Consider the following 15,010-nt stretch of genomic DNA (forward strand, 5'->3'; position numbering starts at 1 on the left):
ATAAATCAGACTTAACCTTGTATGATTTGCTGCAATTCTTCCAGCAACGGTATTTGCCGTTCATTGATCTTTTTTTTGGCCGCTTCCAGCGGGAACCAGGCAGCTTTTTCTACTTCCGGAAAAGTCTTCCGTTTGCCCGATTTGGGTGGCCATTCCAATTCAAAAGTATTGCTCAGGATAGTGGATACATCCAGGTCACTTTCCTGCGCCCAGCAGTGAACAATTTTACCGCTCTTTTGTTTAATGGGGCTGAGGGCGGTGAAAGGCCCTTCTGGGCGAAATCCTGTTTCTTCTTCCATTTCCCGGATGGCTGCCGCTAAAGGCGCTTCTTCTTCCTCTATAAATTCACCTTTGGGCACCGTCCAGTTGCCTGCATCTTTGCCAGAGAAATAGGGACCGCCGGGATATACCAGCAGCACTTCAATCGACTTGTGGATTTTCCTGTACAACAGGATACCGGCACTTTGTTTCGCCATGTGTATCCTAAAGTTAAAAATTTATTAGTGTACCCCGCGCATGGATGTTTTTCCCTAACTTTATTACTCACCAAAGAAAAGGAGGTATTCATGAAATCTACAGATCATTCATGGGCACTCCAGGTTGGTTTCGCCTAACCGGAGTAAGATCCATCAAAATATCTGCTGACCAAGGGGTCAGGAAAGCCATCCCGCTACGTGCCGGATGGCTTTTTTATTCATGGCTATACCTGTAAGCAATTAAGATAACGAAAGCATCATTTCCTTCGGCAGCCTCACATTCATAGCAGGCTCATAGGTTATTTCCGTGGTCAACAATTGCAGGCGGGGATATCGGGTCAGCAGGTAGTTCAGTATTTCCGTTGCAAAGCGAACAGTGCTATGATTGGCCATGCACCGGTGCGCGCCTGCTCCAAAGGTCAAATGCGCTTCATTGTTTGCCCGGTAGATATCAAATGCATCCGGTCGTTCAAAGTGCATGGCGTCCCGGTTGGCCGCTGCCAGTACCAGTATCGCCGTATCTCCTTTTTTCAGTTCCTGGCCATGCAGCAATACATCATTGGTTAATACCCGTCGCGTATGATGTACAGGAGGATCATAACGCAGCGTTTCCATCACCAACTGTCCCATCGCTTTTTCTTTACCCGGCTGTCCGGCCAACTCCCGATGCTGCAATGCCTGTAACAGCGTGTTGCATAATATCCCCCTGCCTGCATCATAACTTTGGATCATCAGTCCCACCAGGTTGGCCACTGTCATGGCCAATGCCGTCGGAAAAGAAACCTTGCTTACGTTATGTGCAATTGCATACAGCGAAGGCGTATGCAGGATATGCCTTTCTGTTAATTGGTAAACCTCCCTGGTAGCCGCATTGATGGCTGCTATCTGTTGCGCTGTTTTATCCGGTACCATGATTTTTACCAGCACGGCTATATACATCAATATCGACTCCCTGTCCTTTTCGTTGAATTGAAATTCCTGCAGCATACAAGCCAGCGGTAATTGTTTGCCTACCTCCTGTACCCAATCTATTTCGTTGCGTAGGTTTTTATGGCTAAGGCTGGTCGCCAGTAACCCGATAGGAGAAATAGGTAGCCGGGCATTGTATAAACCCATCGCAATTTCCCGGGTGCTTCGATGTGCTGTACCATTGTTCAGCCGCGTATGGTGTTCAATAATAGTCAGCACCTGATCATTTAATGTACCTGCGGGCAGTACTGGTAAAGCTGGAATATGTGCATCATTACCCGTTAGCAACTGCAGGCAATGTTCGTAAGAATAAATGCCCCACACCTGTTGTGCTTCATCTCTGTATACAGGGCTTTCCTGTAGTTTCCTGGCATATATTTCAAAAGGGTTGTTGACTGTTGATTGTGGGAACAAAACAGGTTGCATAAATGTTTTTTGCTTGGTATGATGCTGCAATAATAACTACCTTTAAATCCTTACATTTCATCCCACAATGAACTATGGAATTTGATCAACAGTTTTCCGCCATCGCTTCCCTGATCGGAGAGCCGGCGCGTGCTGCCATGTTATGGAGTATGTTGGATGGCCGGGCTTATACTGCCGGTGAGCTCGCCCTGATGGCCGGTATCTCGCCACAGTCTGCCAGCAATCACCTCAATAAATTAATAGAAGCTGATCTCCTGAAAATGGAAAAGCAGGGCAAGCACCGTTATTACCGCTTTGCCAAACCGGAAGTGGCCACTGCTATGGAAGCCATTTCCCGGTTGATACCCCATCAGGAGAAGCTACACCGCGATAGGTCATTTAAGAACGGCGATATCCAATATGCCCGCACCTGTTATGATCACCTCGCTGGCAGGATAGCCGTCAACTTAACCCAGGGACTGGTAAAACAAAAGATCATTCAGCTAAAGGAAGATGAATTTGATGTCACCAACAAAGGGATGTCATGGTTCGATAGCATAGGGGTTGATATAGCAGCCGTCAGGCAGCAGAAGCGTTTCTTTGCCCGGCCCTGCCTCGACTGGACGGAAAAGAAACACCACCTCGCAGGAGCCCTGGGTGCTGCCCTGCTCGATCAAATGCTGGCCTTGAACTGGATACGCAGGAAGGCCAATGAGCGCACCGTTATACTCACCGGCAAAGGAGAGAAGGCCCTTGCCCAACTGGGCGTTCCCGTTTCAACAGCTGGTTCTCAATAGAATGGCACATATAAATCTGCTATCGAAGCAAGCGCATTGCCGATTCACGATTGCCGTTACGGCAGCTTCGCCACCAATCCTTCAGGCAGCAATCGTAGTATATTGTAGATGATCTTCCATTTAAAGCCCGGCACGATCGTAAAACGTTTGGGAGCATTCACAATTACATCCGCAATGAAAGCCGGTTCCAGCAGCAGCGATTCCGGCAGGTCGAGGTGCGCCGTCATCTTGCTACGGATATATCCCGCTACAATGGCGTTGACAGTGATCTTTCGTGATGAGAGGTATTGCCGCAGACCGGCGAGGTAGGTAGTAAAAGCTGCCTTCGTGCTGCCATATACAAAATTGCTTTTGCGGCCACGCACACCCGACAGTGAACTCAATCCAATGATCCGCTCCAGCTGCGTGTTGGAATTATCCATCGCAATGATATTGAGAATAGATACAGCACCGGCATAATGCACATTCATCATCTGGTAGGTGCCTGTCCAGTTTACCAGCGCTTCCTCATTCGTTACCTGGAAGCCGGCAGCATACACTACAATATGTGGTTTGGCCGGCAGACTATCATAAAAAGATTGGTGAGTGCCAAAGGCTACCGCATCAAAAGACTGTACGATCACGCGCACCGGCGTGCTGATGTTTTCCCTCACAAAGCGGTCCAGTTCTTCCGTACTTCGCGAAGCTGCTACTACCGTATGTCCCTGTTCCACATACAATTTAATGGCTGCTTTGGCCACATCCGAATTAGCGCCCAGTATTAGTATGTTCTTGCCGGCTGTTGTGTGCATGGGCGCAAAGATAATATTCCCAGGGGATGCGTCTAAGCCCGGCAAAAATTTGCTGTCGTCCTATTCATTAGTTCTTTCCTATTTTTAGGCCCTTATACCAAACAAATACTATGGGTGCCATCATACGCTGGGGAATACTTGGTTGCGGACATATTGCAAAGAAATTCGCTACAGACCTGCTGCTCGTTAAAGATGCCAGACTGGTAGCCGTCGGCTCCAGGAGCATGGCAAAAGCCGATGCTTTTGCAGCTGCTTTCCCCGTAGAATATAAGCATGATAGTTACGAAGCCCTGGCCGCCAACCCGGCCGTGGATGTTATTTATATAGCAACGCCCCACAGCCTGCATTATGAAAACGTGTTGTTGTGCCTGCAGCACGGGAAGGCCATCCTTTGTGAAAAGCCTTTTGCCATGAACAGCCGGCAAACCAAAGCCATGATCAACCTGGCAAAAGAGAAGAAGGTCTTCCTCATGGAAGCCCTCTGGTCCAAATTTCTGCCTCAATATGATAAAGTACAGGAAATGCTCAGCCAGGGCAAACTGGGCGCCGTAAAGAGTGTATTGGTCAACTTTGGCTTTAAGCCCCTGGCGCCGGTGTCGCCCCGTTTGTATGATCCCTTGCTGGGAGGAGGTTCCATTATGGACATCGGCATTTACAATGCCTTCCTGGCCATGAGTATTTTGGGCAAACCCGATATCATAGAGGCCAGTATGACCGCTGCCCCCACGGGCGTGGATGAACAATGCGCCGTATTGTTCAAATACAACAATGGTGCTGTGGCGCAACTCTTCTCCACCTTCGCCACCGACCTGGCCACGGAAGCCGATATCTGCGGCACGGAAGGACGCATCAGGCTTACTTCCAGGTTCTTTGATCCCACTGCCCGGATAGAGTACTATTCCGGCCGGCTGGATACCCGCGAAGTGGTCGAAGTGCCCAGGGAAGACGGTTTTGGCTATCAATACGAAGCCCGGCATGTAACAGAATGCCTGCAAAAAGGGCTCACGGAAAGCCCCGTCATGCGCTTTGCCGATACCCTGGAATTGATGGAAACCCTGGATGCCATCCGCAAGGCCGCCGGGATAAAGTATGCTGCTGATGAATAAGAACTACCTTTGTTCAGGAAACCGGGTGTCAGACTGAGTCCCGCTAAGGCGGGATAAACGCTGTCGAAGCCGTCTAAGTGTGTCAATTTAATAGTAACCGCAATAAGATATGATCAAGGTAGGAGAATACAATACATTGAAAGTGATCCGGACAGTAGATTTTGGTTTGTACCTGGAAGATGGGGCCGAAGGCATCCTCCTGCCTAAACGTTTTGTGCCCCAGGGCGCGAAGGAAGGCGATGACCTGGAAGTATTTGTATACCACGATTCCGAACAAAGGCTGATCGCTACTACCCAACGCCCGGCGGGTATCGTGGGCGAGATCGTGATGCTGGAAGTCGTATCTGTTACACCCCAGGGTGCTTTTATGGACTGGGGACTGATGAAAGATATTTTTGTGCCCAAATCCAAGCAATTGATGGGCATGCGCCCCGGCGGCAGGTACCTGGTGAAAATATTCATTGATGAGCAAACAGGCAGGGTAGCCGCCACCGAAAAGCTCGAGCCCTTCCTGAGCAATGAAGAGCTTACCGTAAAGCCAATGGATGTGGTAGACCTTACCGTATGGCGTCGTACTGATATTGGTTATGCGATGATCATCAACCACCGCCATACCGGCGTATTACACTTCAATGAGATCTACCGGCATATATCAGAAGGCCAGTCGTTCAAAGGGTATGTGAAGCATATTTATCCCGACAATAAGATCGACGTGGTCATTGGCAAGCCCGGTTACCAGCGCGTAGAAGATGAATCAGCGAAAGTATTGCGCCTGCTGAAAGAAAACAATGGCTACCTGCCATACAACGATAAGTCATCGCCCGATGAGATCTACGGCTTTTTTGGTATGAGTAAAAAGACCTTTAAAATGACTACCGGTGGTTTGTTCAAACAACGTAAAATTGCTTTCACCACCACCGGTATCAAATCTACTGAGGAAGATTAGTTAAATTTCTTAAATACCACGATCCCGTTGTGGCCCCCAAAGCCGAATGTATTGCTCATCGCTACATTCACCTCTTTTTCTATGGTCTTGCCACTCACGATGTTCATCCAGCCTGGTATGGCCGGATCACGGTCGGAGAGATTGATCGTAGGAGGCACCAGCGAGTGTTTAATGCTCAGGATACCTGCTATGGCTTCAATAGCGCCCGCGCCGCCCAGCAAATGGCCGGTCATCGACTTGGTAGCGCTTACTGCTAAATTGTCTTTCTCCGTAAACAACCGGGCTATAGCGGCAACTTCGCTCAGATCACCCACCGGGGTAGAAGTAGCATGTGCATTCAGGTAATCTACATCACCCGCATTCAATTCCGCATCTTCCAGCGCAAATTTCATGGCCATATAAGCGCCCAATCCTTCAGGGTGGGTAGCCGTCATGTGATAGGCATCCGCCGTCATGGCCGCTCCTGCCAGTTCTGCATAGATCGTAGCGCCTCTTTGTTTGGCATGTTCGTATTCTTCCAGTACCAGCGCACCGGCGCCTTCACCCATCACAAAGCCGTCCCGGTTTACATCAAAAGGGCGGGAAGCCGCTGCCGCGTCATCATTGCGGGTGGAAAGTGCCTTCATGGAGCTGAAGCCGCCAATCGATGCTTCTGTAACAGGCGCTTCAGAACCACCTGTGATCATTACCTTGGCCTTGCCCCAACGGATATAGTTGAAGGCGTCCATAATGGCCGTATTAGAGGTGGCACAGGCCGATACCGTGGCATAATTGATGCCCATTAAACCATATTTCATGGAAATAAGGCCGGCCGCTATATTCACAATGATCTTGGGACAGAAATAGGGACTAAACCTGGGTACAAAATTGCCGGTGGCATACTCCTTTACCTGCTCTTCAAACGTCTGCATACCGCCATTGCCCGAGCCCCAGATAACCCCGGTAGCAAAGGGATCCATCTTGCTGAAATCAAGGCCCGAGTCTTTTACAGCCTGGTCGGCAGCCACCAGTGCATATTGCGTAAAGGGGTCTGTTTTGCGGATGTCGGCTTTGTCCAGAAAATCAGCGGCATTAAATCCCTTGAGTTCACAGGCAAACTTGGTCTTGAAGAGGGTAGGGTCAAATCGGGTAATAGGCCCCGCTCCGCTCTTGCCTTCAAATAAATTCTTGCCAAAGGTGGCTACATCATTGCCCAGGGGGGTAAGTGCTCCCAGGCCGGTTATAACTACTCTTTTCATAAAATTAAACCACTTGTATTTTACAAGTGAATCGCAAAAGTACAAAATAACTATTGTATTTTTGCAAGTACTTCAACAGGATGTTTATGCGGTCAGATTGTCCTTTAAATTTCGGGCTGGAGGTCTTTGGCGACAAATGGACACTCCTAATCATAAGGGACCTCATGTTCTTTGGTAAACGCTATTACGGGGAGTTCCTGGAATCGGCGGAGGGCATATCTACCAATATCTTGGCCGACAGGCTCGCCATGCTGGAAAAGCAGAAGATCATCGTAAAGAAAAAAAGCAAAGAGCATAAGCAGAAATTGATCTATAGTTTGACCCAAAAAGGGATCGACCTCCTGCCCGTCATCATTGCCATTGGCATGTGGTCTGATCAATATGCCGATAAACTCAATCCCCACAGAGATATTATCCTCGGCGAAGCAAGAAAGAATTACACCAAAGGCATCAGGCAGGTGAAACAAAGACTGCAGGACATGCACTTAAAGTAGCCTCTCCGGAAGCCGCCAGGCTCCGTCTTAACGTTTGCAACAAAGTGTCATATCAACCGGCTTCCCTGTAGAATTAGCTATAGAAATTTTGGCATATCATAAAAATAGGTTAGTCTTGTATAAATATAAATTTAGACAAGTCTAAAAAATGTTACCAAGGATACCTAAAAAACTAATGGCCATAGGATGTATAACTGCCTCCATCATCCTGCTGGTGGCTTGTGAAAAATTCATGCCACAGGCACCGGCAGAAGACAGTATACTGGATGGCCCGGTAGAAGGGCTCACCGCTGAACAATCCCTCCAATTTCTCCGCGGCGATGTGGCTTTTAATGATGAAGTATTTACACCTGAAAAAGGACTGGGGCCGATCTTTGTGGCTACTTCCTGCGGCACCTGCCATGCGGGTGATGGCAAGGGACATCCTTTTACTACTTTAACGCGCTTTGGACAAACAGATAGTACCGGCAATAAATTCCTGCATGCCGGTGGCCCCCAATTGCAACAGCGGGCTGTTTATCATTACCAGCCCGAACAATTACCTGCCGGAGCCACCTTTTCCAGGTTCATGCCACCGGCCAACACCGGGTTGGGTTTCCTCGATGCAGTGACCGATGCCGACCTGATAGCGCTTGCCGATCCGCTCGACCTGGATGGTGATGGCATTTCCGGTGTCCCCAACTGGATCCATATTCCGGAATACCTGAAAGAACGGGCCAATTCCATCACACATAATGGAAGGTACATAGCCCGGTTTGGAAAGAAAGCCGCTGCATATGACCTGTTGCACCAGACGGTGAATGCTTACAACCAGGATATGGGTATTACATCTGCTTATGAGCCCTATGATACGTATAGTCACCTGGAGATTGATCCTGAAGTAAGCAACCAAACCGTGATAGATGTGGTGACTTATCTGAAAACACTGAAGGCGCCTATTCAGCGTACACCCAACGATGTGGAAGTGGTGGCGGGAAAGAAGTTGTTCATGCAGATCAGTTGTGGTAAATGTCATGTACCCGAAATGACCACCGGGCCTTCTACTATCAATGCTTTATCCCATAAAGTATTCTTCCCTTATACCGATCTCCTGTTGCACGATATGGGACCAGGGCTTGATGATGGCTATACCGAGGGAATGGCTACTACCGCTGAGTGGCGCACACCCCCCTTATGGGGATTGGGCCTTTCCAAAAAATCGCAGGGGGGCCAGTACTTCCTGTTGCATGATGGCCGGGCCCACAGTATTGAAGAGGCCATACTGTTACACGGCGGCGAAGGGCAGCAAAGCAGTAATGGTTTCCGCCAACTCAATACCGCTGACAAAAACAGGCTGATAAAATTTCTTGAATCTCTATAATGATAATCTAACCATGAAACGACGGGAGTTTATTGTAAGCAGCTGCACAGCCTGTTTATCTATGACCGGGCTGGCTGCATTGACTGGCTGCAGGTCTACGCAATTTATAAGCGGCCGCCTGAACACAGACGGGATGTACATTGATATGGATGATTTTAAAGTGAAGGACAAAGGACAAACCGGATACCATGCTTATGTAGTGGTAAGGAATGAAGAATTGAAGTTTCCCATTTGTGTATACCGCTTTAGTGATACCGAGTATGCCGCCATCTGGATGCAATGTGCCCACCAGGGGGCTGAACTGCAGGCAGCGGGTACACACCTGCACTGTCCTGCCCATGGAAGCGAGTATGATAACAAAGGCCGTGTAACCAACGGACCCGCGGAAAGAGACCTAAGGACCTTTCCCGTAACAGTAAACAACAATCAATTATTTATTGACCTGCGAAAGAAATGAAAAGAACGCTACTCTTTGCTATAAGCTGCATCGTAACTTCTGCCGTTTGGGCACAGATCGATCCTGAGCTTTTGCGCCGGATGCCGGTTAAGCATGATTCCTTGCAAATGAATATGGATGCCGTGTACAACCGGCCTTTTTTGCAGGTAGGTAAATTGCCCGTTGCTATTGGTGGCTATGCCGAAGCCAACTACCAATACCTGAGTGACAATGGGGTGAGTGAAGGCAGCCAGTTCCAGATGAGAAGGCTTACCCTGTTTTTATCTTCTTCCTTATCCCGAAGGATCAAATTCCTTACTGAGATAGAGTTTGAAGATGGCACCAGGGAGATCAACATTGAATTTGCTTCTGTGGATGTTGAGTTTTCACCGTTGTTAAATTTCAGAGGAGGGGTTATCATGAATCCTATCGGGGCCTTTAACCAAAACCATGACGGTCCCAAGTGGGAATTTATAGACAGGCCCATCTCTGCCACCCGGTTATTGCCTGCTACCTGGAGCAATGTAGGTTTTGGCCTGTATGGTAAAAAGTTCACCACCGATTGGGTCTATGCTTATGAACTATACCTCACCAATGGCTTTGATGATAAAATAATTGCCAATTCGGAGAACAGGACCTTCCTGCCCGCCAGTAAAGAGAACAGAGACCGATTTGAGGAGAGCTTTAATGGCAGCCCTTTGTTCACCGGTAAATTTGCGATCAAACACAGAAAGGTAGGGGAGCTGGGATTATCCTATATGGGCGGCGTGTACAACAAGTTTAAAGAAGATGGACTGGTATTGGATAAGAAACGGCGCGTGGATGTAGTGGCCCTTGATTTCAACAGTACTTTGCCGCGGCTTAATACCTTTATCAATGGAGAGTGGGCCTGGACCTTTGTAAACCTGCCCGATCAGTATACCGAACAGTTTGGCAGCAAACAGCGGGGAGGCTTTGTAGATATTGTACAGCCCGTGATCAAAAGAAGGATCTTCGATTGGGACAACGCTGTGATCAATATCGCCCTGCGGGCCGAATATGCCGATTACAATGTGGGCAGGTTCAGGCAAACCGGCGGCAATATTTATGATAACGTAACCGCCCTTGTTCCGGCTATTAGTTTCCGGCCCACTGCTCAAACTGTATTCAGGGCCAATTACAGGCACGAGTGGCACAGGGACCTGCTGGGCAACCCTGCCACGAAGGTGGCCGGCTTCCAGATAGGCATATCCACTTATTTTTGATGCCTCCGTGTACATCAATAAAAATTAGTATACCTGTCATTCAGTAAACACCCGTATCCCAAGCCGGGCCGCCGTCGCATCGATATTGCTGTCGGTGATTACCCGTTATATCCCATTAAAGGTATATGATACCTTTCTGCACTCCGTTGGTAGGACGAAAGGAGTAGATCAGATATTTGGATGAAATCTAATCAAGTTTACAGCGACATTTAGATTTCACCAAAACTACTGTCTCATGCGAAAACGCTATGGGTTAAGCATTGTATTGTCACTACTTTGCTTTCATCTCACCTTTGCCCAAACCCAGAAAATTTCCGGTAAGGTTACTGATGCCAGGACAGGCGCACCGTTGGCGGGCGCTACTGTCGCTACTGAAAAAAATGATAAAGCCGCCCGGGCTGATGCAGAAGGAGCCTTTACTATAGAAGTACCTGCTGCAACAAAAAACCTTATCGTAACTATTGTAGGGTACAAGCGCATGTTGGTTCCCGTAAAAGGCAATTTGCTCAATATTGCCATGGAGGTAGAAGGCGTAATGATCGATGAAGTGGTGGTAACAGGTTATACCACGGTGCGACGTAAGAAATTTGCCGGTGCTACCGCCATGGTCTCCTCAGCGGAAGTGCGTAAACAACCAATGGCTTCTTTTGATCAGGCCCTGCAAGGCCAGGCTGCGGGTGTATCCGTGATCGCTAATAGCGGACAACCGGGCGCTGCCGGTATGGTGCGCATCCGGGGCAATGGGTCCATCAATGGCAATAACCAGCCATTGTACATTATGGATGGAATTGAAATTACCGCCGCTGATTTTGCTACTATCAACCAGGCCGATTTCGACAGGATAGAAATATTGAAAGACGCCGTAGCTACAGCATCTTATGGTTCCCGCGGCGCCAATGGCGTTATTGTGATCAATACCCGCCGTGGTAAAGCCAGCCAGCTGCAATTGAATTATGATGGACAGGTAGGGTTCAGCAAATTGCCCAAAGACCGGTTGATCGTCATGAATAGTAAGCAGAAAATAGACTACGAATTGCAACGGGGTAATTTGTACGGCTGGACGCCTGCACAAGCCGATAGTTTGCGGGCAGTCAACTTCGATTGGAAGGATGCGCTCTTTCAAACAGGTGTTACGCAGCAGCACCAGATCAGCGCCAGTGGCGGCAGCCAAACCAGCCGTTTCTTCGGGTCCTTATCTTATCTGGACCAGGAAGGAATCCTAAAAACGACGGGTCTGAAACGGTATACCGTTCGTGTGAACGTAGACAACAATGTAAAGAACTGGCGTTTTGGCATCAGTGTGCAAGGCGGTTATTCAAAGCTCAACAATACGGGCGAAGCTGTTACCACTACCAATACGCCTTTGAATGCTATACGCTGGGGCAATCCCTATGAAAGGGATATTGATCCACGAACAGGTGATTACCAGGAAACAGGCGGGGCCAACACAGGCCTGCTTACTTCTGGTCAGCCTAATGCGGCCATGGAATTATTCCTCAACCACAATAACAACCTACAGTTAAAGGGTATTGGCATTGCCTACCTGGAATATCATTTTCCTTTTGTAAAAGGTTTGTTTGCCCGTACTATCTGGGGTATTGATTATGGACAAACGGAAGGAGAGTTGTTTACCAGCCCGCGTGTAGCCGTGGGCCGGCCCAGGAATGGCGCCCTTCAGCGGACCTTTGCCCGCAACCTCCGTTATACAGGCACTTCTTCCCTCAACTATAAAAAGGAGTTTGGCAAGCACGAAATAGAAGGAGGTCTCTTCTTTGAAGTGGTAAAAAATAATGCCCGCAATTTTGGGTTCACAGCTTTTGGCTTCACCAATGGATTTGAGAACGAAACAGGTATTACGCCCGGCAGCACCTCCAATCCCAATTATATTGCCAACACCGTAGGTGGGGGTGGACAAAGTGGTTTACAATCCTTTTTTGCCATGGCCAGTTATGGATATGACAGCAAGTACTATGTGAATGTAGTAGGCAGGCGTGATGGCTCATCCCGTTTTGGCTTCAACAACCGCTATGGTAATTTTGGATCAGTGGGGTTGACGTGGGCAGTGACTGAAGAAGCGTTCATGAAAAATATCAGCGTGCTGGATGAACTGAAACTGCGTGCCAGCGTTGGTACCAATGGCAACAATGCCTCTGCCAATTATGCGCTTCCTTTATTTGCCCGGGGCGCGTATGCCGGCGCCAGTGCCTGGGGGATTTCCAGCCCTGGTAACCTGGACCTGCGTTGGGAAACCAACCGCACCATCAATATAGGCGTTGATTTCTCATTATTCAAAAGGAGGTTGTCGGGTACGGTTGAATTGTATGACCGCCAAACGCAAAACCTGTTCTATGGTATTCCCATCGATCCCGCCCTCAACAGTTTTGCTACGATTGATGGCAACTTTGGCAAGTTGAGAAACCGTGGTATAGAAATTTCACTGCGTGGCGACATCATCGATACAAAAGACTTCCGCTGGACACTGGAAGGCAATATTACTTACAACCAAAACAGGGTATTGGAGCTAAAGCGCGACTCTACTGTATCAGGTCTTACGATCCTGTCAGTTGGGCGGCCTGTCAACAGCCTGTACCTGGTGGAATATGCCGGGGTGAATCCGGATAATGGAAATGCCCTGTACTACAAACGTGATAAATCTACTACGCCCACCTTTAATACCAATGACAAGGTGATCCTGGGTACTTCTGATGCGCCCTGGTTTGGCGGCCTCACTACCACCTTTTCATACAAAGGTCTTGACCTTTCTGCCCAGTTGAGCTTCTTCTTAGAGCGGCAAATGTATAATAATGACAGGAGCAATGTTACCAATCCCACTTATTTTACTGATAACATGGATGTAGAGGTATTAACAGAATGGAAGCAACCGGGTGATATTACCAACGTACCCAGGCCTACCTCTTCCGGCGGCAATGCTTACCAGTCTCAAACTACCCGTTTCCTGGAAGATGCCAGCTTCTGGCGTTTGCGCAACGTAACCCTGGGTTATACTTTTCCAACAACCTGGACCAATGCCGCCAAAGTAAGGTCTGCCCGGATCTTTATACAGGGACAAAACTGGTGGACGAAAACCGACTTCAGAAGTTTCGATCCTGAAATGACAGGCGTTTCACTGACCGGGGCCCAATATCCGGCCCTGATACAAACCACGGTGGGTTTATCTATTGGCCTCTAATCAATTATTGAATCAGTATAACTATAAAGTATATAGTATGTTTAAAATGGTAAAATACTTTGCTTTCTCTCTATGCATCGCCAGTCTTGTGCTGCAGGGATGTTCAAAAAAAGAGCTGGTCGATCTTTATCCGGAGTTTAACCTCGATGCGCTGGCAAATCCTTCCAATATTAAGCAGGTAGAAGATGTATTGCTGGGCGCTTATGCTGCTTTCCGTAATGCCAACTACTTTGGGTCGGGCAGTGGTACAGGTTCAGGTTGGGCAATTATGCCCGATGTGTTGAGCGATAATTTGTATGAAACCCTGCAAACCTTGTCCAATTCACGCGCAATGGCCGATTGGCTTTATCAACCTAATACTGCCCAGGTAGCCACACTCTATGCAGCGCCCTATGGGGTGATCGCCAATGCGAATATTGTATTGCGTGATATTGATAAATTTACCACTTCCGCGAATCAATTACTGGCCAACCGGCTTAAAGGCCAGGCTTATGCCATGCGCGCCATGGCCCATTTTGACCTGATGCGCTATTTCGCGGTTAAATACGACAGGAACAGTACTACCGACCTGGCCCTTTACTACAGCACCCAGTTTATTGTTCAGCCCAATGTGCGGCCGGCACGGATGTCAAACAAACAATACTACGATTCTATTTTCAATGATCTGTCCAAAGCGACCACCTTGCTGGGTAATGTGGATGCGCCCATCAATCCTGTAACAGGGCTCACTCGTCCTTATATTGACCTGCCGGTAATAAATGCCTTGCTGGCCAGGATATACCTGTATGCGGGTATGTGGCCCGAAGCGATTGCGGCGGCTACCAGGGTGATCAACGATCGACCCCTGGTAAACCTCGATCAGGCAGCCTTTTCGGGTATGTATAACCAAACCAGCCGTGGTGAGATCATCTGGAATGTACAGTTTGAAACCGGTCAGCAAGGCCCCACCTTCCTGGCTTACTTTGCAACCAATGGCCGCAGTTATTTTCGCCCGGCCCTGGAAATTGCTACGGTGGCAGGCACCACCGGATTAATTCGCAGCAATGATATCCGCTACAGCGCTTTTTTTACGACGATGAGCGGAGAACAGTCATTGACAAAATTCCGGGGGAAAGGAACTGTTACGGATGGCAGCACGAACTTTCCTGTTTTCCGCACCGGCGAAATGTACCTGATCAGGGCAGAGGCCCGGGCCAGGAATGCGCAGGAAGGGCCAGCGCTCGATGACCTCAATGCATTGCGCGCTGCCCGCATCAATGGATATATACCCGTAACCGGGGTGACCGGCGCGCTCTTGCTGGAAGCCATTGCCAATGAAAGAAGAAGGGAACTGGTAGGAGAGGGGCATCGGTTCTTCGACCTGAAAAGAACCACCCGCACGATCACCAGGGGAAGCACCTGCGGCAATCAGGCCATCTCGCCCGCGGGGGATTGTCAATTGAATCCTACAGATCGCGAATGGACATTGCCCATACCGGAGAGTGTGCGCAATGCCAATGAAAATGCCCAACAAAACCCGGACTATTAAGATTTTTTTTCTCATGAACATTGTTGAAAT

The 15,010-nt window shown here is 48.6% G+C and carries 13 protein-coding genes; 9 read left to right on the plus strand and 4 right to left on the minus strand.

From position 1 onward, the window contains the following. Positions 1–11: 11 nt before the first annotated feature. Both D3H65_RS00190 and D3H65_RS00195 read right to left on the minus strand, forming a co-directional pair. Positions 12–476, minus strand: coding sequence for an NUDIX domain-containing protein (locus D3H65_RS00190; protein ID WP_119048328.1), 465 nt, complete (start codon positions 474–476; stop codon positions 12–14). 240 nt (positions 477–716) lie between these two features. After that, a complete protein-coding gene (locus tag D3H65_RS00195; protein ID WP_162915308.1) occupies positions 717–1,871 on the minus strand; it encodes a cytochrome P450 in 1,155 nt (384 codons plus the stop codon). A 74-nt stretch (positions 1,872–1,945) separates the two neighbouring features. On the opposite strand from D3H65_RS00195, the gene D3H65_RS00200 reads away from it, so the two are divergent. Further along, positions 1,946–2,647, plus strand: a complete 702-nt coding sequence (locus tag D3H65_RS00200) for an ArsR/SmtB family transcription factor (RefSeq protein WP_119048330.1) — start codon at positions 1,946–1,948, stop codon at positions 2,645–2,647. Between the two features lie 56 nt (positions 2,648–2,703). Here D3H65_RS00200 and D3H65_RS00205 read toward each other — a convergent pair whose 3' ends face one another. After that, positions 2,704–3,438: an SDR family NAD(P)-dependent oxidoreductase gene (locus D3H65_RS00205; protein WP_119048331.1), complete on the minus strand. Its 735-nt coding sequence runs from the start codon at positions 3,436–3,438 to the stop codon at positions 2,704–2,706. Between the two features lie 110 nt (positions 3,439–3,548). Between D3H65_RS00205 and D3H65_RS00210 the strand changes: the two genes are divergently transcribed. Continuing rightward, positions 3,549–4,544: a Gfo/Idh/MocA family protein gene (locus tag D3H65_RS00210; RefSeq protein ID WP_119048332.1), complete on the plus strand. Its 996-nt coding sequence runs from the start codon at positions 3,549–3,551 to the stop codon at positions 4,542–4,544. Between the two features lie 109 nt (positions 4,545–4,653). Next, complete coding sequence (locus D3H65_RS00215; protein WP_119048333.1) at positions 4,654–5,490, plus strand: CvfB family protein; 837 nt, start codon at positions 4,654–4,656, stop codon at positions 5,488–5,490. On the opposite strand, the gene fabF is transcribed toward D3H65_RS00215, so the two are convergent. Beyond that, the gene (gene fabF / locus D3H65_RS00220) at positions 5,487–6,728 is read right to left on the minus strand and encodes a beta-ketoacyl-ACP synthase II (protein WP_119048334.1); all 1,242 of its coding nucleotides are present in this window, start codon (positions 6,726–6,728) and stop codon (positions 5,487–5,489) included. The two genes, D3H65_RS00215 and fabF, sit on opposite strands and share 4 nt — an antisense overlap. A gap of 86 nt (positions 6,729–6,814) precedes the next feature. Between fabF and D3H65_RS00225 the strand changes: the two genes are divergently transcribed. From D3H65_RS00225 to D3H65_RS00250, 6 genes are all read left to right on the plus strand, one after another. Beyond that, on the plus strand, positions 6,815–7,222 hold the full coding sequence (locus tag D3H65_RS00225; RefSeq protein WP_119054331.1) for a winged helix-turn-helix transcriptional regulator: 408 nt from the start codon (positions 6,815–6,817) through the stop codon (positions 7,220–7,222). 148 nt (positions 7,223–7,370) lie between these two features. After that, complete coding sequence (locus D3H65_RS00230) at positions 7,371–8,582, plus strand: di-heme oxidoredictase family protein (protein WP_245999648.1); 1,212 nt, start codon at positions 7,371–7,373, stop codon at positions 8,580–8,582. 13 nt (positions 8,583–8,595) lie between these two features. Beyond that, entirely contained in the window at positions 8,596–9,039 is a 444-nt protein-coding gene (locus D3H65_RS00235; protein WP_119048336.1) for a QcrA and Rieske domain-containing protein, read from the plus strand. Beyond that, entirely contained in the window at positions 9,036–10,262 is a 1,227-nt protein-coding gene (locus D3H65_RS00240; protein WP_119048337.1) for a hypothetical protein, read from the plus strand. Before D3H65_RS00235 ends, D3H65_RS00240 begins: the two co-directional genes overlap by 4 nt. A gap of 235 nt (positions 10,263–10,497) precedes the next feature. Beyond that, on the plus strand, positions 10,498–13,452 hold the full coding sequence (locus D3H65_RS00245) for a SusC/RagA family TonB-linked outer membrane protein (protein ID WP_119048338.1): 2,955 nt from the start codon (positions 10,498–10,500) through the stop codon (positions 13,450–13,452). Positions 13,453–13,489: 37 nt separating this feature from the next. Further along, complete coding sequence (locus D3H65_RS00250; protein WP_119048339.1) at positions 13,490–14,980, plus strand: RagB/SusD family nutrient uptake outer membrane protein; 1,491 nt, start codon at positions 13,490–13,492, stop codon at positions 14,978–14,980. Positions 14,981–15,010 lie beyond the last annotated feature (30 nt).

It is taken from the genome of Paraflavitalea soli (assembly GCF_003555545.1).
GTDB classification, from domain to species: domain Bacteria; phylum Bacteroidota; class Bacteroidia; order Chitinophagales; family Chitinophagaceae; genus Paraflavitalea; species Paraflavitalea soli.